This is a genomic window from Streptomyces sp. DF42 (assembly GCF_058267695.1).
Map to the genome: position 1 here is coordinate 8,513,347 of NZ_CM177859.1, position 18,903 is coordinate 8,532,249.

Genomic DNA, 18,903 nt, shown 5'->3' on the forward strand with positions numbered 1-18,903 from the left:
GTCGTGGGACTGATCAAGGAGCTGGTCCTGTTGCCCTTCGCCCCGGTGCGCGGGAGCGCGTGGGTGATCGGACAGGTGCTGAGCGAGGCGGAACGGATCTACTACGACCCGGCCACCGTCAGGGCCGAACTCGGCCGGCTCGAAGAGCAGTTGGAGGCCGGCGAGATCGACGAGGAGGAGTTCGACCGACAGGAGGACGAACTCCTCGACCGGCTGGAGATCGGCTTGCGCAGCGGCGGGGCCACAGGCCAAGGGACGGCACTATGAATCGAGTGGGACTGGGCCTCGCGGTAGGGGCCGGATACTTCCTCGGACGTACGAAGAAGATGAAAATGGCGTTCGCCCTCGGCACGTTGGTGGCCGGCAAGCGGATGCACCTGAGCCCGCGCGCGCTCGCGGACCTGGTGTCCCAGCAGCTGCAGAACAATCCGCAGTTCAAGGAGATCGGGGACCAGCTGCGCGAGGATCTGCGCGGTGTCGGCAAGGCCGCCTCCGGCGCGATGGTGGAGCGGCAGATGGACGCCCTCGCCGACCGCCTCCACGGACGTACCGCCGAGGTCCGTGACCAGCTCACGTGCGTGGCGGGGCAGGCGACGGGACTCGGCTCCGACGAGGAGGACGAGAGCGAGGAGCCGGAGGACACTGAGGAGGAGCCTCAGGAGGACGAACCTCAGGACGAGGAACCTCGCGAGGACTACGAGGACGACGAGGACGAGGACGACGAGGAGGAGCCGGAGGCTGCCGAGGACGAGTCCTCGGGCCGTGCGGCCCGGCGGGCTCCGGGCAGGAAGACCGCCAAGAAGACGGCGAAGAAGCCCGCGGCCAAGAAGACCGCACCCGCGAAGAAGGCCCCGGCCAAGAAGGCGGCCAAGCGGACCGCGAGCAAGCAGGCCCCGGCGAAGAAGACCGCCAAGAAGACGGCGGCCGGCAAGTCGTCCGCGGCCAGGGGCGGCGCCCGCTCGGCGCGGTCCCGTCTGCCGAAGGGAGGCGGTGAGTGATGACCGAGACAGTCGGATCGGCGACCTCCGCCGCGCGCGGGGCGACCGACAAGGCCGCCCCCCTGACCGACCTGGCCCACAGCGAGGCCGCGGACCGGCTCAAGGCCGAGGCGCAGGAGTACCTCGCCGCACAGGCCACTCGACTGCTCACCGGCGTCGGCCGCAAGCTCGGTGAGACCACCGGCAAACTCAACGACATCGCGGAGGGCAACAGCCCGGGCTTCGCCAAGCTCGCCCTCGACGGCGGCCGCAAGATCGCCGAGGGCAAGGGTCCGCTGCGCTCCGCACTGGAGCTCGGGGCCTCGCGCGCCAAGGAGAACGTCGTGGAAGCCTTCAAGAACCTCGGTGGGGGCAAGAGCAAGCGCAAGGGCAGGGCCGGCAACAAACCGACGGTCATCCTCGAGTCCGTCGACGTCGGGGTTCCACTGCGCACGGCCTACGACCAGTGGACCCAGTACCAGGACTTCAGCATCTTCGCCAAGGGCGTCAAGAGCGCGAACCGCGCCGACGACACCCAGTCCGACTGGCAGATGAAGATCTTCTGGTCCAGCCGCAGCTGGAAGGCGAAGACCACCGAGCAGGTTCCCGACGACAGGATCTCCTGGACGTCGGAGGGCGCCAAGGGCACCACGAAGGGCGTCGTCTCCTTCCACGAGCTGGGCGAGAGCCTCACCCGCGTGCTGCTGGTCATCGAGTACTACCCGAGTGGCCTGTTCGAAAAGACCGGCAACATCTGGCGTGCCCAGGGGCGCCGGGCCCGGCTCGACCTCAAGAACTACGTCCGCTTCATCACCCTCAAGGGCGAGGCGGAGGACGCCTGGCGCGGCGAGATCCGCGACGGCGAGGTCGTCCGCAGCCACGAGGACGCGGTCGTCGAGGAGGAGCAGGACGGCGAGGAGTCGTACGAGGGCGACGACGAGGAGCGCGACGAGTACGAGGAGGGCGAGGAGCCTCGGGGCGAGGAAGAGGAAGAGGAAGAGGAAGAGGAGCCCGAGGAGGAGTCGGGGGAGCCGGAGGAGGAAGAAGCGGACGCTGAGTACGAGGACGAGGAAGAGCCCGAGTACGAGTACGCCGACGGCGGGGGCCGTCGATGAGCATGGCCAGCCGGATGCCCGAACCCTACGGACAGGGTTCGGGCGCCAACCTTGCCGACATCCTGGAGCGCGTGCTGGACAAGGGCATCGTGATCGCCGGCGACATTCGGATCAACCTCCTCGACATCGAACTCCTCACGATCAAGCTCCGGCTCATCGTCTGCTCGGTGGACAAGGCGAAGGAGATGGGCATCGACTGGTGGGAGACCGACCCCGCGCTGTCCTCCCGTGCCCGCCGCAACGAACTCGCCCAGGAGAACGCCGAGTTGCGTGAGCGGCTGGCTCGGCTGGAGCAGCTTGAGCCCGGCCGTGAAGTGCGCGACGAGAAGGAGGCCCCATGACCGGACTGCGGTACGTCTACGCCGTCTGCCGCCCCTTCGGCGCGCCGTTGCAGGCCCAGTTGAAAGGCGTGGCGGGCGATCCGCCCCGGCTGCTGACCCATCACGGCCTGATCGCCGTGGTGAGCCATGTGCCCGAGCAGGACTTCGCTCAGGAGCCGCTCCACCGGCGGCTGGAGGACCTGGACTGGCTGACCGAGACCGCACGCGCCCACCAGAGCGTGATCGACGCGCTCACCGTCGTCACCACGCCGCTGCCCCTCAGGATGGCCACCGTCTTCCGGGACGACAGCGGTGTCCGCGTGATGATGGAGGCGCGTGAGGACGACTTCCGGCGCACCCTCGACCGACTGGAGGGGCGGGTGGAGTGGGGCGTGAAGGTCTTCGCCGAGACCGAGACCGAGACCGGGGCCGGGAAAACCGGAGAGAGCGAAGCGCCCGCGCGGAAGGCGGCGTCGGGGCGGGACTATCTGCGGCAGCGGCGTACGCGGATGCGGGCGACCGAGGACACGTGGAAGAAGGCCGAAGAATTCGCGGACGAGCTGCACGCGGCGCTTTCCGGGTATGCGGAGGATTCCCGGCTGCACGCCCCGCAGAATCCCGCGCTGTCCGGAGTGTCCGGCCGGAATGTTCTGAACGCCGCCTATCTCGTGCCCCGCAGTCATTCCGAGGAATTCGTGGAAATGGTGGATCGCACCAAGGGCGAAACAAGGGCGGACAGCCCGGCAATACGAGTCGAACTCACCGGTCCATGGGCCGCCTACTCCTTCGCGGGAGAAGAGATCGCGGGAGAAGAGGCTGCGGGGGAGGGGGCATGACCGTCGTCGAACGCAGGGAGATCGCCCTCGTGGACCTGCTGGACCGGCTGCTCGCCGGCGGAGTCGTCATCACGGGGGACATCACCCTGCGCATCGCGGACGTCGACCTGGTCCGCATCGACCTGAACGCACTGATCAGCTCGGTCAACGAGCAGGTGCCGTCGCCCTGGGGGGACTGACGTGACCGAACGCCGCAACCGGCTCGACCTGGAGCCCGACACAGTCGAACGCGACCTGGTCAAACTCGTGCTGACCGTGGTCGAGTTGCTGCGCCAGCTCATGGAACGCCAGGCGCTGCGCCGCTTCGACACGGGAGATCTCAGTGAGGACCAGGAGGAACGGATCGGGCTCACTCTCATGCTCCTCGACGACCGTATGACCGAACTGCGCGAGCGGTACGGACTGCGGCCCGAGGACCTGAATCTGGACCTCGGGCCGCTCGGACCGCTGCTTCCCAGGGATGAACCCGGGAGCCACCGCTACTGAGCTACTGACTCACCTGCTGCTTGCTCAACTCACCACCGATACCAGCGGCCCCTGCTTCCGGACGCGGTCGTGCCGCGCACCAGGAATCCCAGCAGCCACAGCACGATAACCGCAAGCGCAATCCACCACAGTATCTTCAGTGCGAATCCCGCGCCGAAGAGGATCAGCGCCAGAAGCAATACGAGCAGGACAGCAACCATTTTTCCAACCTCCTGCTCACCGGTTATCCCGAATTCGCGGATTCAGGCACCCTTACGGCACAGAATCTCCGCGTGCAGGACGGCGAACCAGGCGTCCTCCTGCGCGCCCCATTCCCGCCAGGCGTCCGATACGGCCCGCAGCTGCTCCGCGGTGGCGTGGGCCCCCTCGGTGGCCCGCTCCGCGTACGCCGACGCCAGTGTCCGGTCCGCCCACAGCCCGCTCCACCACGCCCGCTCGTCCGGCGTGGCGAAGGTCCAGGTGCTGGAGGTCGCCGTGATGTGGGACAGGCCCGCCCGCAGCGCCCAGGACTTCAGCCGCCGCCCGGCGTCCGGCTCGCCGCCGTTGGCGCGGGCCACCCGGCGGTACAGGTCCAGCCAGTCGTCCATCCCCTGGGACGCCGGGTACCAGGTCATCGCCGCGTAGTCCGAGTCGCGCACCGCGATGAGCCCGCCCGGCCTGGTCACCCGCCTCATCTCGCGCAGCGCCTGCACCGGATCGCCGACGTGCTGCAGCACCTGGTGGGCGTGGACGACGCAGAACGTGTCGTCCGGGTAGTCCAGGGCGTGTACGTCCGCGACCGCGAACCCGACGTTCGTCAGGTCTCGTGCGGCGGCCGTGGCGCGGGCCTGGTCCAGGATCCCCGGCGCGTGGTCGACGCCGGTGACGTGACCGTCGGGGACCAGTGCCGCCAGGTCGGCGGTGATGGTGCCCGGGCCGCAGCCGATGTCCAGGATCTTCATGTGCGGCTTCAGGGAGCCGAGCAGGTACGCCGCGGAGTTGGCGGCGGTCCGCCAGGTGTGGGAACGCAGCACCGACTCGTGGTGCCCGTGCGTGTAGACGGCGGTCTCCTGCGGCTTCGACATGGCTGAACTCCCCTGTTCGACGTCCTGTCGGTAGGCATCACCGTACGCCCGCATGTCGAATGGTGAGACCCGCGTTTTGCCATATGGACTGACGTGGCGTCAGTACCGAGGGTTCGGTCACCCGGTCCGAGGTCGATCGGCCCCTCGTCCTCCGGCAGCGCCGGGACCTCGGCACGCTTGCGCGGCGGGTCGAGGCCGGGTTTCGGGCGGGTGAGGGCCACGTCGGGGCTCAGGCCGTGCCGGGTACCCTGAAGTGCCCGTTTCGTGTCCCGCGGGCGCTGACCGACACCCGGAGGGCCCCTGCATGCGTCTGCTCCTCGTACGCCACGGCCAGACCCCCTCGAACGTCGACTTCCTGCTCGACACCGCCGTCCCGGGACCGGGCCTGACCGCGCTCGGCGAGCGGCAGGCGGCGGCGCTGCCCGAGGCGCTCGCCGACGAGGACATCGAGGCCCTGTACGCCTCCACCCTCGTGCGCACACAGCTCACCGCCGCCCCGCTGGCGACCGCCCGCGGCCTGGACGTCCGGGTCCGGGACGGCATCCGCGAGCTCACGGCGGGTGACCTGGAGATGCTGCCCGGCGACGCGGAGCACGGCGCCCTCTACATGAAGACGGTGTTCGCCTGGGCGGCCGGGGACACCGCGCTCCGGATGCCCGGCGGGGAGAGCGGCGCCGAGGCCCTCGCGCGCTACGACGCCGTAGTCGCCGAGGCCGCGGGCAGCGGCGCCGGTACGGTCGCGATGGTCAGCCACGGCGCGGCGATCCGCATGTGGACGGCGGCCCGCGCCGACAACGTCGACGTCGCCTTCGCCGCGGCCCGACCCCTCGACAACACCGGCGTGGTGATCCTGGAGGGCTCGCCGGCGGACGGCTGGAAGGCCGTCACCTGGGCGGGCGCGACAGTGGCCCCCACTGGTGACAGCGGACCCGCGGGGCGCCCTGTGGACGAGACGGCCTGACCCCGACCGGACCTGATAAGGGTTTGCCCGACGACGCGGACCGCCCGCAGAATGCGACCTCATGGGACATCTGGAAGCCGCACACCTCGAGTACTACCTCCCCGACGGGAGGGCGCTGCTCGGCGATGTGTCCTTCCGGGTGGGCGAAGGGGCGGCCGTGGCCCTGGTCGGGCCCAACGGCGCGGGCAAGACGACCCTGCTGCGGCTGATCTCCGGCGAGCTGAAACCGCACGGCGGCACCGTCACCGTCAGTGGCGGCCTGGGTGTGATGCGGCAGTTCGTGGGATCCGTACGGGACGAGACGACCGTACGGGACCTGCTCGTGTCGGTCGCGCCGCCCCGCATCCGGGAGGCCGCCGAGGCCGTCGACAGGGCCGAGCACCTCATCATGACCGTCGACGACGAGGCGGCCCAGCTGAAGTACGCGCAGGCGCTCTCCGACTGGGCCGAGGCGCGCGGGTACGAGGCGGAGACGCTGTGGGACATGTGCACCACGGCCGCGCTCGGGGTGCCGTACGAGAAGGCGCAGTTCCGGCAGGTGCGCACGCTGTCCGGCGGTGAGCAGAAGCGGCTCGTGCTGGAGGCGCTGCTGCGTGGCACCGACGAGGTGCTGCTCCTCGATGAGCCGGACAACTATCTCGACGTGCCCGGCAAGCGGTGGCTGGAGGAGCGGCTGAAGGAGACCCGCAAGACGGTCCTCTTCGTCTCCCACGACCGCGAACTCCTCGCCCGGGCCGCCGAGAAGATCGTCTCCGTGGAGCCCTCGCCCGCCGGCGCGGACGCCTGGGTGCACGGCGGCGGCTTCGCCACGTACCACGACGCCCGGCGCGAACGCTTCGCCCGCTTCGAGGAGTTGCGCAGACGCTGGGACGAGAAGCACGCCCAGCTGAAGAAGCTCGTCCTGAATCTCCGTCAGGCGGCCAGCATCAGCCACGAGTTGGCGTCCCGTTACCAGGCCGCGCAGACCCGGCTGCGCAAGTTCGAGGAGGCCGGGCCGCCGCCCGAGCCGCCGCGCGAGCAGGACATCCGGATGCGGCTCAAGGGCGGTCGTACCGGCGTAAGGGCCGTCACCTGCAAGGGACTTGAGCTCACCGGTTTGATGAAGCCCTTCGACCTGGAGGTCTTCTACGGCGAGCGCGTCGCCGTCCTCGGTTCGAACGGCTCCGGCAAGTCGCACTTCCTGCGGCTGCTGGCCGGCGGCGAGGTGGCGCACACGGGGGAGTGGAAGCTAGGCGCGCGGGTGGTGGCCGGGCACTTCGCCCAGACGCACGCCCACCCCGAGCTCCAGGGCCGCACGCTGCTCGACATCCTGTGGAAGGAGCACGCCCAGGACCGGGGTGCGGCGATGTCGCGCCTGCGCCGCTACGAGCTCACCGGCCAGGCCGAGCAGACCTTCGACCGGCTCTCCGGCGGCCAGCAGGCCCGCTTCCAGATCCTGCTGCTGGAACTGGAGGGCGTCACCGCCCTGCTCCTCGACGAGCCGACCGACAACCTCGACCTGGAGTCCGCCGAGGCGCTCCAGGAAGGCCTGGAGGCCTTCGACGGCACGGTCCTCGCGGTCACGCACGACCGCTGGTTCGCCCGCTCCTTCGACCGCTACCTGGTCTTCGGCAGCGACGGCCGCGTCCGCGAGAGTGCCGAGCCGGTCTGGGACGAGCGCCGCGTGGAGCGGGCGCGGTAGCCGCCGTACGGGCGTACACGGAGGCCCGGGGGCCGGGATGTTCGTAGAGTGGAGGCAGGAAGGCGAGATCCATGGCCCCCGCCCGGGCGCCGCTCGGGACTGTTGCCCACCGGGCGGGTACCCGGACCGCATGGACGAACACGACGAGCGGGGTATCACCATGACCGGAGTCGACCCCAGCCGGCTGGACGACCAGCAGCTCATGAAGGAGCTGGAGACGATCCACCGCACGCGCCACGACACGCTTCTCTACGCCTCCACCGACGCGCTGCGGGCCCACAACGATCGTATGGCCCAGCTGGAGGGCGAGTATCTGCGCCGCAACCCGCGGCGCATGGTGGCGCCGGGTCGTACCCGCGAGGGCGCCCGGGACCGCCAGTGCGGGGAGTCGGCGACTCCCCGCGGCTGACCCGCCGTGTCCGACGGCACCCGCTCAGCGACGAGCCGGCGGCCGGTCCCGGTGCGCCGCGACGAACGCGCGTACGAACTCCGCGCTCGCTGTGCCCGGCGACGTGTCCGTCACCACGCCGTGATCGTCCACCGCACGCACGTCCCGTACGGTGTCCGCCGAGCCGCGCGGACCCTGCACCGTCGAGAACCGCACGAAGACCGGCGTCCGCACCGACGGTCCTAGAGGAAGGCCGCACGGGTGAACTCCGCGCAGGACTCGTACGGTTCGAAGTAGCCGTACGCGCCCGCGCCCCGCGCGTGCACCACCCGCCCCGGGATCCGCTCATGGTCGAAGTGGGTCAGCTTCTCCCTGAAGCGGAAGTGCTCCAACAGGGTCGGACCGCGTTCGCCGGCGGCCGGCGAGTCGTCGGTGTGGTCGACCTCCACGCCCTGGTCGGTGGTGAGCGGTCCGGCCGCCGGGTCGTCGGCGTGGAAGGACTCGCGCTGTTCCTGCTTGCGGTCGGCGGGGGAGGTCATCGGCCGGCCTCCGCGGAGAACACGTGCAGGAACGCGTCGCAGAACGCCTTGAGATCGTCCGGCCTGCGGCTGGTGACCAGCTTGCCGGCGCCGTGGTCGCAGATCTTGACCTGCTCGTCGACCCAGGTGCCGCCCGCGTTGCGGATGTCCGTCCGCAGGCTCGGCCAGGAGGTGAGCACCCGGCCGCGCACGACATCGGCCTCGACCAGCGTCCACGGGGCGTGGCAGATCGCGGCGACCGGCAGGCCCTGCTCGAAGAAGTCCTTCACGAACGCCACGGCCTTCGCGTCCATGCGCAGGGCGTCGGGGTTGGCCACGCCGCCCGGCAGGACCAGCCCGCCGAAGGAACCGGCCGAGGTCTCACCCACGACCTCGTCGACCGGGAAGGTGTCCGCCTTGTCGAGATGGTCGAAGGCCTGGATCTCACCGGACTCGGTCGATACGAGCACGGGCTCGTGGCCCGCGTCCTTCGCCGCCTGCCACGGATCGGTGAGCTCGATCTGTTCGACGCCTTCGGGTGCGGTCAGGAATGCGATACGCATGTGATTCAACGTCCTTTCGTGGCACGCCAGTTGGCTTCGTCGCTCGTGGTGCGTTTCCTCTCGCGCCGCGCCGCCCGCGCTGATCCCGGCTGCCTGGTCCCGGCTCATACGGGGCCCCGGCCGCCCGGCACGGCACGGCTGATCTCGGCGAGCGTCGAGTCCGGGTCCTGCACCTCGGCCAGATCGCCGAGGGTCACCATCCCGACCGGCAGCCCGTCCTCCACGACCGGCAGTCGGCGTACGGCGTATGTGCGCATGAGCGCCACGGCGGCCGCGACGGGATCGTCCGGGGCGAGCAGCACCGGATCCGGGGTGCACACGGACTGTGCGCTCACCGTCAGCGGGTCGAGGCCTTCCGCGACCGCCCGCACCGTGATGTCGCGATCGGTGAGCACCCCGACGACCTCCTGTCCGTCGGCGACCAGGACATCGCCGATGTCCTGCAGCCGCATCAGTTGCGCCGCCTCGACGAGTGACGCGTCCGGGCGGACGGCGACCACGCCCGGCGTCATGACCTCCCTGACGAAATCAGCCTTCACTGTGGGTCCTTCCTCCGTTCCCCGGCCGATGGGGGCGCCGTGGCCGGCGTCGGCATGACGCCGCCCGCAGTACCCCTGAGCCGGAGGCCCATGCGGGCCGGTCCTGTGGGCGGTGGGTACCTCGTCCCGCCGGGCGAGGGTTGGACATGACTCCGGGCCGCCGCCCGACTGGGCGGGCAGGGGGCACGGGGCGGTAGGGCGGAAGGCGCGTCGGGATTCGGCAGCCCGGACCGGCGGGCCGTGGATGCGGTTTCCGCCGGTCCTTCGTGGCCCGTGCCGAGCGCACCGGGTCTACGCGCGCCGCTGCTGCCCGGCCTCGACGAGTGCCTCCGCCAGTTGCTGCACGGTGGTGAAGCGCGTCGCGCGCGGCAGGTGCTCCACCGGCTCGATGAGGGCGTCGGGGGCGTAGGCCCGGCGCAGTGTGCGGGCCAGTTCGCGCGGACCCGCCGGGAACGCGTGACGGCTCAGGTACCGGGTCAGCTCCGTACGGACCGCCGTCAGGGAGGCCCGGGAGCGCCCGGGCGCGACGGGGCCGCCCGCGATTTCGGGGTCGTCGTCGGCGGTGGGTTCCGGGTCGTGCCACTCCTCGGTCCGCGTCGGATGCCCGGACCGGAGCAGACCTTGCAGTTCGTGCTTCATCTCCTCGTCGCGGTGGGCGCTCATCCGGTCACTGCCTCGCTGCATGACTCCCTCCAGATCTTCGGGGGTGGGCCACCGCGTACCCGAAGACCGGAGCCCGACACGGGTTTGCACAGGGAAACGGGGGAGACCCGACGAGAGCCCCCCACCCCATTCCCCGGGAGGGAACGGCCATGATGTTCCTCGCTGTGCTCATCCCGCTCCTCATGCTCGGCGTGGTGCTGGCGCTCGGCCGCTATGAGGAGCTGCTGCTGCCCAAGGAGAAGACCGGCAAGAGCGAGGACGCCCTGGCCGGCCCGCAAGGCACCTAGGGGTTGGTCCACCCCGGTGTTGGTCCACCCCGGGTCCGGTCACTTCCTCGCCGTGCGGGGCGGGAACTCCCGCCCCTTCGCCTTCAGCCCCTGTCACCCCACGGGCCGCCGGAAGCATGCGGCGGTGTTTGTGCCCGGAGGGCGGGGGCAGGCGCAGTCAGAGTGCTTCGGACAGGAGGCACGTCCGTGGGAGTGGCCCCGAGCCGCCCCGGCCGAGCCTGTCCCGAGAGCCCGGCCGCGCTCCCACGGTGACCGTCCAACCCAGAGCATTATCAAGGGAGTTGCGACGCACCATGCCCACCAAAGTGAGCGCGAAGCACCACCCGCACGACGACGCCCCCGACACCGCCGAGTCCTTCCGTGAACTCGCCGTGCTCCCGGCCGGCCGGGAGCGCGACACACTGCGCGAGCAGGTCGTCGAGGCCTGGCTGCCGATGGCCGACCGGCTCGCGGGACGGTTCCGCAACCGCGGCGAGAGCATCGACGACCTGCGGCAGGTCGCGGCCCTCGGCCTGGTCAAGGCAGTCGACCGGTACGACCCCGCACTCGGCAACGCCTTCGAAAGTTACGCCGTACCCACCATCACCGGCGAGATCAAGCGGCACTTCCGCGACCACATGTGGACCCTGCACGTACCGCGCCGGATCCAGGACCTGCGCAACCGCGTCCGGTTCGCCACACAGGACCTCTCCCAGACCATTTCGGGCCGCAGGCCCACCACCGCGGAGATCGCCGAGCACGCGAACATGACCGAGGAGGACGTCCGGGCCGGCCTGGAGGCGCTGGAGAGCTTCACCGCGCTCTCGCTCGACGCCGAGCTGCCCGGCAGCCAGGACGGCTACTCCCTGAGCGACGCCCTCGGCTCCGCGGACCCCGCGCTGGACACCGTGGTGGACCGCGAGTCGGTCAAGCCCCGGCTGGCCGCGCTGCCCGAACGCGAGCGGACCATCCTGTACATGCGGTTCTTCGGCGGCATGACGCAGAGCCGCATCGCCGACGAGCTCGGGATCTCCCAGATGCACGTGTCGCGGCTGATCAGCCGGTGCTGCGCCCGGATGCGGGACCAGATCATGCGCGAGGCCGCATAGCCAGTGCCAGATGGCGGGACACCATGTCCATCGCCTGCGCCTCCGCCATCGAGAACGCCGGGCGGGGCCCGCAACGGAACAGGGTGAGCACCCCGCGCACGGAGCCTTCGGCCTTCAGCGGCAAGCACAGCAGCGACGTGACGTCGGCCTGTACGAGGACGGGGGCGCCCGTGGCGGTCCGGCCGAAGGCGTCCGGGTCCGGCGGACGTATCTGCAGCGCCGGGGACCCGGTCCGGGCCGTCTCGACGACAAGCGGGCAGGTGGCCGGATCCTGTGCTTCGAGCGCCGCCACGTCCTCGTCCGGCGGGGCCAGCACAGCCGTACGGGACAGGCCGCCCGGGCCGGCGTCGGCGATCACCCAGTCGGCGAACCCCTCGTGCAGCACCCGCGCCGCCGCCTCAAGGACGGCCTCCCGATGCGCGGTCAGCAGGGCCGTGGTCATCGCGTCCAGCAGGTCCAGCACGGACGCGTGCCGGGTGGCCTCGGCGAGGTCGGGGATCCGTCCCGTCGGCGGATCCGGCGGCGTGGCGGGCGTGCTGAGCCCGCCGGGCTGGAGCACGACCAGAACCGTCGTGCGCGGCTCGCCGCTCGGATGGACGGCTGCCAGGGTGGCGTGCACCGGGACGGTGGGCTGCTGCTGGAGGCGGACGGTGAGACTGCGGTCGCCCTCGCCACGGGCCACCGCCGCGACCTGGGAGCGGAACGCGGCCCGGTCGGCGTGGCCGAGGAACCCGGTCAGTGGCCGGCCCGTCGCATGTCCGGCGCGTACGCCGGTGAAGGCACTCGCGGCGCCGTTCACCCGCCGCACCACCGTCTCCTTGTCGATCAGCGCCACCGGGAGCGGGAGGCGCTGGAACACGGTGCGCAGCAGGTGCCGCTCCTGCCGGTTCGCAAAGTCACCGCTACGGGCCGCGCCCGCCGCCGACAGCTGTTCGTACCAGGGCTCCAACTGGCCCACCACATGGTCGAGTTCGAAGATCGCCGCATCAAGCACCGTGGGCAGATCCCGGCCGGACATGGATCTCGCGGCCTTCAACTCCGCTACGCGGCGCACGAAATCTTCAAGATCTTCACCGAATTCGTCCGTCTGCGTCATGCGTCGAACCTAGCGCGACTTCCGTCCCCTGCCGCTGTTTTCGGTCCCGGCGAGAGGGAAGGCGGGCGGGGGAGCGGAGGAGTTCACCATGCCGGAAACCGGGCAGCACGCCCGCCGTTGGGGTACGGAGCCCGCCGAGCCCGCTCTTGTGGGGCGGCGGCTGTCGGAACTGGTCGAGGAGGCCGTGCGCTGCACCGTCGACTGCTGCGGAGCGAGCGGCCTGGTGGCCGAGGGGGGCAGCGAACGGCCCGCCGCCGTCAGCCATCCCGACCTCGCCCCGCTCGTCGCCGTACAGCTCCGGTCCGGGGACGGACCCATCCCGGCCGCGCTTGAACACGGGGAGCCCGCCCGATACCCGGACCTGCTGCGCGAGGACCGCTGGCCGGACTACCGTGCCCTGGCGCTCGACTCGGGGGTGCGCTCCAGTGTCACGCTGCCCTTCCGGCGCGCCGGCCTCTTCGTGAACCTCAGCCTCTACAGCTTCCGGCCCGGCGCCCTGGAGGACGCCCCGCACGGGGCCGTCCGGGCGCTCGGCGACCTCGCCCTGACATGTATCGTCCGCGACCGTTCCTACCGGGCCGTACTCACCGAACTCGACCAGCTCGGTTCGGCGCTGCGCTCCCGTCCCCTCGTCGACCAGGCCTGCGGCATCGTCATGCATGTGCTGGGCTGCGACGCGGACGACGCCTTCGGGGTGCTGCGCCGCATCTCACAGGGCAGCAACCGAAAGCTGTACGACGTGGCGTCGGCGGTGGTCGAGCGGCGGGGCCGGGGGCTGGAACGGGACCTGGCCGCGCTGATGAACTGACGGCCCGCGTCCGCACCGTGTCACCCACTCGGGTGTGCCTGTCGCGCGAATGGGGCTCGGCCGCGCGCGTCTCGCCACCGTGCGGGCTGTGATGGGCTACGGGGCACGATCACCGTGCTCCCGAGAAGTCGCCCGTCGAAGGAGCCCTCCCCATGCGTTCCACCGCCCGTGTCCTGTCCGTCGCGGCCCTGGCCAGTGCCACGCTCGGCTTCGCCGCCTCGGCCGCCCTCGCGGACCCGGCCGCGGAGGTCAGTCCGAGCACCGTCTCCCCGGGGGGCAGTGTCACCGTCTCGGTCTCCTGCGAAGCGACCGGCGGCCAGGCGCCCGCCACCATCGACGCCACCTCCGACGCCTTCGACGAGGGCACCGTCCAACTGCAACGCGTCCCCGGCAACGACGAGGAGACCGCGGGCCCCGCCTACCGCGGCACCGCCCGTATCTCCTCGGCCGAGGACTTCGCGGCCGACGGCCCCGACGAGGCGGCCCTGGACTCCGCGTGGACCGTCGACGGCACCTGCCCGGGCGCGCCCGGCGGAAAAGGCAAGCCTTGGAGAGCCACGTTCCAGGGGAACCACGGCGATGGAGGCGGAGGCGGTGGCGGTGGCGGTGGAGTCGACGGCAGTGGCGTAGGCGGTGGCAGTGGCGTCGGCGGTGGCGGCGTCGTAGGCGGTGGTGGCGGGTTCGCGGGCGATGGTGCCGTCGGCGGTGGAGGGATCGCGGGCGATGGTGTCGTCGGCGGTGGCGAGAGCCGGCCCTGCCCCGAGCCGAACGCCGACTCCTGTGGGAGGGCACCGGTCCAGCACGGGGTGGAGGCGGGCGAGGGCGGCACCTTCACCGACTCCGTGCCCGCCCTGGTCATGGGCGGCATCCTGATCGCGGGCGCGATGGGCGCGGCCGCGTACCGGCTGTGGCACAGGGGCACCGCACTGCGCGGCTGACCCGCCGTGTGACGGGCGCAACTCCAGCGAAAGCCCATGGGCCGGCGGCACCCTGGGTACCCAGAGCCCGACGGCACGACTGCGCGGAGGTACGCATGCGGCGGACGGAACCGGAAGGCCACGGCCCGGTCCGGTACGGGCCGCCGCTGCCCGAGGACGGGCTGCCCGTACTGCCCGCACTGGCCGACGTGCTCGCAGGGGCCGCCGCTCGGGCCGAGGGGGAGCCGATCGGTGGCGGACCCGAGCTGATCGAGGCCGCGGGCGGCTACTGGCGGCGGCGCGGTCTGGCCACCGAGCCGGGCCTCGTGGCCGCAGGCCCCGGGGCGCCCTCGCTGCTGCTGGCGCTGACCGCCGCGCTCGGCGGTGACGTCCTGGTGCCGAGGCCGTGCGCGGCCTGGTGGGCGCCGTACGCACGCCTGTTGGGAAGACCCGTCTTCCATGTCGCGACGCCGGCCGAGTGCGGTGGCGTCCCGGATCCGTACGCGCTCCTGGAGACCGTGCGCAGAGTGCGCGCCGAGGGCGGGGACCCGCGACTGCTCGTGCTGTCGGTCGCCGACGACCCCACCGCCACCGTCGCCCCGCCCGAAGTGCTGCACGAGTGCGTCGAGGCCGCCGCCGGGGAGGGCCTGCACCTGGTCAGCGACGAGACCTGGCGCGACACCCTGCACGAACCGCACGACACCGTGCTGCTCAGCCCCGCCGAGATGCTGCCCGACCAGGTCACCGTCGTCACCGACCTGGCGGGCGCGCTGCTGCCGACGGCCTGGCCGGCCGCGGTGGCCCGTTTCCCGGCCGGCGAGGCGGGCCGTGACCTCCACGCGCGTGTGCTCGACGTGCTGACCGCGCTCGGCGCCCGCGTCGCCGGCCCGGTCGCCGCCCCCGCCGCCCACGCGCTGCAGGAGCCCGAGCCGGTCACCGCGCGGGTGACCGGCGCCGTACGCCTGCACGCACGCGTGGCGGCCGCGGTGCACGCGGCGGTCGTCACGGCGGGCGCACTGTCCCGGCCCCCGCAGGCGGGCCGTCACCTGTACGCCGACCTCGGCCCGCTGCGCGCCGCGCTCACCGCGCACGGCGTCGGCGACGCGCAGGAACTGGAGGACTTCCTCACCGCCCGGCTCGGCATGCCCGCGCCGGGCGGCCACCGCTTCGGCGACGAACTCGGCGCGCTGCGCGTACGGCTGTCCACCGGCACGCTGCTGGGCCGTACGGACGAGGAACGCGCGGAATGCCTCACCTCACCCGCGCCGTTGGAACTGCCACACGTGCAACGCGCGTTGAGTCATGTGAAGTCGGTCTTCGACGATCTCCGCGACGACGCTCAGCGATGGGAGCCTCCTCGATGACGCAACAGACCGAGTCGACCACCACCACGAGCAGCACCGGTTCGAGCGGCACCAGCACGCGCAGCACCAGGTCGAGCGGCACCAGCACGAGCAGCATCACCACGAGTACGACGACACGTACGACCGCCGGGGAAGTCGACGATCCGGCATCCACAGCCCCGTTCGCGCCCCCGTTCCCACCGCTCGCCGAACCCCGCCCGCTGGGCGAGCCCCGGGTGTGGCCGCGAACCTTCCACAACCGCCTGACCGCCCCGCTGCCCGGTCTCAAATCCATGGCCCGGTTCGCCCGCGAGGGCTCCGTCCGCCCCGGGCGTGAGGGCATCGCCGACATCCCCAGGCTCCCCTTCGCACCCGCGCCGCTGCCCCGCGTCGACGCCCGCACCGTCGCCGTCTCCTGGGCGGGACACGCCAGTTGGGTCGTCCAGATCGGCGGACTGACCGTCCTCACCGACCCGGTCTGGTCCCGCCGCATCCTCGGCACGCCCGCCCGCATCACCCCGGTGGGCATCCCCTGGAACACCCTGCCGCGCGTCGACGCCGTCGTCATCAGCCACAACCACTACGACCACCTGGACGCCCCCACACTGCGCCGACTCCCGCGCGACACCCCGGTGTTCGTGCCGGCGGGACTGGGCGGCTGGTTCCGCCGCCGCCGCTTCACCACCATCACGGAACTGGACTGGTGGGAGGCGGCCGAACTGAACGGCGTCCGCTTCGACTTCGTCCCCGCCCACCACTGGTCCAAGCGCACCCTCACCGACACCTGCCGCACCCTGTGGGGCGGTTGGGTCCTCACCGACCCCGACGGCCTGCGGGTCCACTTCGCGGGCGACACGGGGTACGGCCACTGGTTCGCCCGCATCGGCGAGCGCTACCCGGGCATCGACCTCGCCCTGCTTCCGATCGGCGCCTACGACCCACGCTGGTGGCTCAGCGACGTCCACTGCGACCCGGAGGAGGCGGTACGGGCGGCCCGGGACCTCGGTGCGAGAAGGATGGCGCCCATGCACTGGGCGACTTTCGTCCTGTCCGCCGAGCCGGTCCTGGAACCGCTCACACGCGTGCGTGCGGCGTGGGAGAAGGCGGGCCTGCACCGTGAGGACCTGTGGGACCTGCCGGTAGGAGGATCCCGGATTCTCGGTTAGCCGACGATCAGGAGATGCGACCCAAGGGGCGCGGGGCTGCGCCGATATGCGGCCCCGCCGCGTGGGCGCGATCAACCACAACAAACCCGGGCCCCGCAGCGCACCGTCAGTCGGCAGATCGAACCCGTTTCCACACACTCGGCACCACACTGATGACCACGGTCAACGCAACCGCAGCCGCCACGCCTTCCCAAGGCTCCGGGAACAGGGAACCACCCAGAATCCCGATCAGTTGGTACGTCACGGCCCAGGCCAGGCAAGCCGGCAGGTTGCCCCGAGCAAACCGCCGCAACGGCCAGTTGGCCATAAGACAAGCCAACATCACCGGGATACGCCCAGCCGGCACCAGCCGGGACAGCACCAGTACCGCAACCCCGTGCTCGGCCAACTTCCCCTGAGCCTGCGAGAGCCGCTCCTCCGGCGCCCGCGCCCGGATCGCCTCCAGCCACCGCGACCCGTTCTTCGACCCCATCCCGCGCCGCCCGAGCCAGTACAGCGCCGCATCCCCGAGGAACGCGGCCAACGACGCCGTCACGAACACCAGCGCCAGCGAGAACGGTGCCGTCTGATGAAACGCCACCACCGCCGCCGAACTCACCAGCGCCCCCGTCGGAATCACCGGCACGAGCGCCCCGAACAGCACCAGCAGGAACAGCGACGGATAACCGAGCGCCTGCTGGGTGGACTCCGGCGGCACGACCGTCGCCGTGGCGGCCAGCCACGTCACCTCGCGACCTCCAGCCGCACGCTCTCCCCGTGCCCGAGCCGGTGCACCGCGACCTCGGGCGCGTACTCGGCCGCGAGGCGCACGAACTCGTCGCCGGGCGCGTGGAATTCGTGGGGGCGCACGGCGTCCATCCCGATCGGCCAGTACGTGCCGTAGTGCACCGGCACCGCACTGCGCGGCGCCAGCCGGGCCAGCGCCTGGGCCGCCCGCCCCGCGTCCAGATGCCCCTCACCGAGATACGGACCCCAGCCGCCCACCGGCAGCAGCGCCACGTCGACCGGCCCGACCTCGCCGGCCATGTCGTCGAACAGCCCGGTGTCCCCGGCGAAGTACGTCCGCGCCTGGCCCTCGATGACGTAGCCGAGGGCGGGGGAGCGATGCGGTCCCAGCGGCAGCCGCCGCCCGTCGTGCCGCGCGGGAACGACCCGTACGACGACCTCGCCGGCCGTCACCCGGTCCCCGGGAGCCACCTCGCTCACCCTGAGATGAGTGAGCCGGCGCAGCCCCGGCACCGCCCGGGGTGCGCCCCGGGGCACCAGCAGGCGGGTGCCCTCGGCGAGCCGCTCCAGAGAGGGAACGTGCAGGTGGTCGGCGTGCAGATGGGACACAAGGACCACGTCCGCGCGCCATGCTCCGGGCGGTGGCAGCGCCCCGCGACGGCGGCGGAGATGGGCGAGGCGCCGGGCGAACAGAGGGTCGGTGAGCAGGCGTATGTCCGAATCCGCGACCGTGCAGGTCGCATGACCCCACCAGGTGATCTCCACCGGCACCTCTTTGCCTCCTTCGCGCGACTCCCCCGAAGCCTACGGGCAGGAGTAGGGTCGGCGCCGAAACCCAGAGGTGAGGGGGACGCCATGGGAGCGGTGCGTGTCACGGCGATCGCGAGTCTGACGCCGCTGGAGGAACTGGAAGCCGATCCCTTCCTGGTGGACTCCCGCAGCCAGCACGCGATGTGCGCGCGCTGGGCCGCCGAGCGGGGCTACATCGTCAGCCGGGAGCTCCTGGTACGCGGGCTGCGGGCCGACCACTGCGTGCTGTGGGACGGCGTTCGGCCGGGGATCGACCTGTTCGTGGCGCCCAGTCGCCGGGTGCTGGAGAGCGCGCTGTCATCGGTCGAGGAATTCGCCGAGGAGTGCGCCCGGCGCGGGGTGCGGGTGGAGACGGTGGGCTCCGCCGAGCCCCGCTACGACGCACAGATGAAGGCACGGGTGCACCGGCGCCTGTCGATGCCGACCGCCGGATACGACGGCCGCTGAAACAGCCCCGCCCCGGACACGGACCGTGTTGTCCGACCCTTGTGACAGTCTGAGTGAAAGCCCGCACCGACGACGGGCCAGGACGTGAGGTGGGCCGGGCGTGC

At 71.6% G+C, this 18,903-nt stretch carries 25 protein-coding genes and 1 pseudogene; 17 read left to right on the forward strand and 9 right to left on the reverse strand.

The genetic code is table 11. The features are described 5' to 3' along the window. Positions 1–3 precede the first annotated feature (3 nt). From ACYUED_RS39135 to ACYUED_RS39165, 7 genes are read left to right on the forward strand one after another with little or no spacing between them, the layout of a single operon-like run. On the forward strand, positions 4–267 hold the full coding sequence (locus tag ACYUED_RS39135; protein WP_491289158.1) for a gas vesicle protein GvpG: 264 nt from the start codon (positions 4–6) through the stop codon (positions 265–267). After that, positions 264–998, forward strand: coding sequence for a DNA primase (locus ACYUED_RS39140; RefSeq protein ID WP_491289159.1), 735 nt, complete (start codon positions 264–266; stop codon positions 996–998). Before ACYUED_RS39135 ends, ACYUED_RS39140 begins: the two co-directional genes overlap by 4 nt. After that, entirely contained in the window at positions 998–2,092 is a 1,095-nt protein-coding gene (locus ACYUED_RS39145) for an SRPBCC family protein (RefSeq protein WP_491289160.1), read from the forward strand. The genes ACYUED_RS39140 and ACYUED_RS39145 overlap by 1 nt, the downstream gene beginning before the upstream one ends. Then, on the forward strand, positions 2,089–2,433 hold the full coding sequence (locus tag ACYUED_RS39150; RefSeq protein WP_491289161.1) for a gas vesicle protein: 345 nt from the start codon (positions 2,089–2,091) through the stop codon (positions 2,431–2,433). Before ACYUED_RS39145 ends, ACYUED_RS39150 begins: the two co-directional genes overlap by 4 nt. Further along, positions 2,430–3,248: a GvpL/GvpF family gas vesicle protein gene (locus ACYUED_RS39155; RefSeq protein ID WP_491289162.1), complete on the forward strand. Its 819-nt coding sequence runs from the start codon at positions 2,430–2,432 to the stop codon at positions 3,246–3,248. Before ACYUED_RS39150 ends, ACYUED_RS39155 begins: the two co-directional genes overlap by 4 nt. Then, positions 3,245–3,427, forward strand: coding sequence for a gas vesicle protein (locus tag ACYUED_RS39160; RefSeq protein WP_266525162.1), 183 nt, complete (start codon positions 3,245–3,247; stop codon positions 3,425–3,427). Before ACYUED_RS39155 ends, ACYUED_RS39160 begins: the two co-directional genes overlap by 4 nt. A 1-nt stretch (position 3,428) precedes the next feature. Beyond that, positions 3,429–3,734 carry a gas vesicle protein K gene (locus ACYUED_RS39165; protein ID WP_491289163.1) on the forward strand — a complete coding sequence of 102 codons (306 nt, stop codon included), beginning with the start codon at positions 3,429–3,431 and terminating at the stop codon, positions 3,732–3,734. A gap of 29 nt (positions 3,735–3,763) precedes the next feature. On the opposite strand, the gene ACYUED_RS39170 is transcribed toward ACYUED_RS39165, so the two are convergent. After that, on the reverse strand, positions 3,764–3,934 hold the full coding sequence (locus ACYUED_RS39170; protein WP_491289164.1) for a hydrophobic protein: 171 nt from the start codon (positions 3,932–3,934) through the stop codon (positions 3,764–3,766). A 42-nt stretch (positions 3,935–3,976) separates the two neighbouring features. Further along, on the reverse strand, positions 3,977–4,798 hold the full coding sequence (locus tag ACYUED_RS39175) for a methyltransferase domain-containing protein (protein WP_491289165.1): 822 nt from the start codon (positions 4,796–4,798) through the stop codon (positions 3,977–3,979). A 304-nt stretch (positions 4,799–5,102) separates the two neighbouring features. On the opposite strand from ACYUED_RS39175, the gene ACYUED_RS39180 reads away from it, so the two are divergent. The 3 genes from ACYUED_RS39180 to ACYUED_RS39190 all read left to right on the forward strand — a co-directional run bounded on the left by ACYUED_RS39180 (position 5,103) and on the right by ACYUED_RS39190 (position 7,849). After that, positions 5,103–5,759, forward strand: a complete 657-nt coding sequence (locus tag ACYUED_RS39180) for a histidine phosphatase family protein (protein ID WP_491289166.1) — start codon at positions 5,103–5,105, stop codon at positions 5,757–5,759. A 61-nt stretch (positions 5,760–5,820) separates the two neighbouring features. Next, the gene (locus ACYUED_RS39185) at positions 5,821–7,440 is read left to right on the forward strand and encodes an ABC-F family ATP-binding cassette domain-containing protein (protein ID WP_491289167.1); all 1,620 of its coding nucleotides are present in this window, start codon (positions 5,821–5,823) and stop codon (positions 7,438–7,440) included. 130 nt (positions 7,441–7,570) lie between these two features. After that, the gene (locus ACYUED_RS39190; protein ID WP_491289168.1) at positions 7,571–7,849 is read left to right on the forward strand and encodes a DUF6158 family protein; all 279 of its coding nucleotides are present in this window, start codon (positions 7,571–7,573) and stop codon (positions 7,847–7,849) included. 135 nt (positions 7,850–7,984) lie between these two features. On the opposite strand, the pseudogene ACYUED_RS39195 reads toward ACYUED_RS39190, so the two are convergent. From ACYUED_RS39195 to ACYUED_RS39210, 4 genes and pseudogenes are all read right to left on the reverse strand, one after another. Continuing rightward, a pseudogene (locus ACYUED_RS39195) lies at positions 7,985–8,367 on the reverse strand (catalase); the annotation flags it as partial. Beyond that, positions 8,364–8,909 (reverse strand): type 1 glutamine amidotransferase domain-containing protein, encoded by a 546-nt coding sequence (locus ACYUED_RS39200; RefSeq protein WP_491289169.1) that lies wholly within the window; start codon positions 8,907–8,909, stop codon positions 8,364–8,366. The gene ACYUED_RS39200 and the pseudogene ACYUED_RS39195, both read right to left, overlap by 4 nt. A 104-nt stretch (positions 8,910–9,013) precedes the next feature. Then, a complete protein-coding gene (locus ACYUED_RS39205; protein WP_491289170.1) occupies positions 9,014–9,448 on the reverse strand; it encodes a CBS domain-containing protein in 435 nt (144 codons plus the stop codon). Between the two features lie 291 nt (positions 9,449–9,739). Then, positions 9,740–10,132, reverse strand: a complete 393-nt coding sequence (locus ACYUED_RS39210; protein WP_491289171.1) for a DUF2795 domain-containing protein — start codon at positions 10,130–10,132, stop codon at positions 9,740–9,742. A 128-nt stretch (positions 10,133–10,260) separates the two neighbouring features. On the opposite strand from ACYUED_RS39210, the gene ACYUED_RS39215 reads away from it, so the two are divergent. Further along, positions 10,261–10,398: a hypothetical protein gene (locus tag ACYUED_RS39215; RefSeq protein ID WP_491289172.1), complete on the forward strand. Its 138-nt coding sequence runs from the start codon at positions 10,261–10,263 to the stop codon at positions 10,396–10,398. Positions 10,399–10,691: 293 nt separating this feature from the next. Then, on the forward strand, positions 10,692–11,486 hold the full coding sequence (locus ACYUED_RS39220) for an RNA polymerase sigma factor SigF (RefSeq protein ID WP_491289173.1): 795 nt from the start codon (positions 10,692–10,694) through the stop codon (positions 11,484–11,486). On the opposite strand, the gene ACYUED_RS39225 is transcribed toward ACYUED_RS39220, so the two are convergent. Further along, on the reverse strand, positions 11,467–12,582 hold the full coding sequence (locus ACYUED_RS39225) for a GAF domain-containing protein (protein ID WP_491289174.1): 1,116 nt from the start codon (positions 12,580–12,582) through the stop codon (positions 11,467–11,469). The genes ACYUED_RS39220 and ACYUED_RS39225 overlap by 20 nt on opposite strands. An 88-nt stretch (positions 12,583–12,670) precedes the next feature. Between ACYUED_RS39225 and ACYUED_RS39230 the strand changes: the two genes are divergently transcribed. The 4 genes from ACYUED_RS39230 (at position 12,671) to ACYUED_RS39245 (ending at position 16,816) form a co-directional block, all read left to right on the forward strand. Next, positions 12,671–13,390 carry an ANTAR domain-containing response regulator gene (locus tag ACYUED_RS39230; RefSeq protein WP_491289175.1) on the forward strand — a complete coding sequence of 240 codons (720 nt, stop codon included), beginning with the start codon at positions 12,671–12,673 and terminating at the stop codon, positions 13,388–13,390. Between the two features lie 152 nt (positions 13,391–13,542). Next, complete coding sequence (locus ACYUED_RS39235) at positions 13,543–14,328, forward strand: hypothetical protein (protein WP_491289176.1); 786 nt, start codon at positions 13,543–13,545, stop codon at positions 14,326–14,328. Between the two features lie 95 nt (positions 14,329–14,423). Continuing rightward, positions 14,424–15,671 (forward strand): aminotransferase class I/II-fold pyridoxal phosphate-dependent enzyme, encoded by a 1,248-nt coding sequence (locus ACYUED_RS39240; protein ID WP_491289177.1) that lies wholly within the window; start codon positions 14,424–14,426, stop codon positions 15,669–15,671. Next, the gene (locus ACYUED_RS39245) at positions 15,668–16,816 is read left to right on the forward strand and encodes an MBL fold metallo-hydrolase (protein ID WP_491289178.1); all 1,149 of its coding nucleotides are present in this window, start codon (positions 15,668–15,670) and stop codon (positions 16,814–16,816) included. The genes ACYUED_RS39240 and ACYUED_RS39245 overlap by 4 nt, the downstream gene beginning before the upstream one ends. A gap of 106 nt (positions 16,817–16,922) precedes the next feature. Here the strand turns inward: ACYUED_RS39245 and ACYUED_RS39250 are convergent, their stop codons facing one another. Then, entirely contained in the window at positions 16,923–17,543 is a 621-nt protein-coding gene (locus ACYUED_RS39250; RefSeq protein ID WP_491289179.1) for a DedA family protein, read from the reverse strand. Next, a complete protein-coding gene (locus ACYUED_RS39255) occupies positions 17,540–18,313 on the reverse strand; it encodes an MBL fold metallo-hydrolase (RefSeq protein WP_491289180.1) in 774 nt (257 codons plus the stop codon). Before ACYUED_RS39255 ends, ACYUED_RS39250 begins: the two co-directional genes overlap by 4 nt. A gap of 84 nt (positions 18,314–18,397) precedes the next feature. On the opposite strand from ACYUED_RS39255, the gene ACYUED_RS39260 reads away from it, so the two are divergent. Beyond that, positions 18,398–18,799, forward strand: a complete 402-nt coding sequence (locus ACYUED_RS39260; protein ID WP_491289181.1) for a hypothetical protein — start codon at positions 18,398–18,400, stop codon at positions 18,797–18,799. The last annotated feature ends 104 nt before the right edge of the window (positions 18,800–18,903 follow it).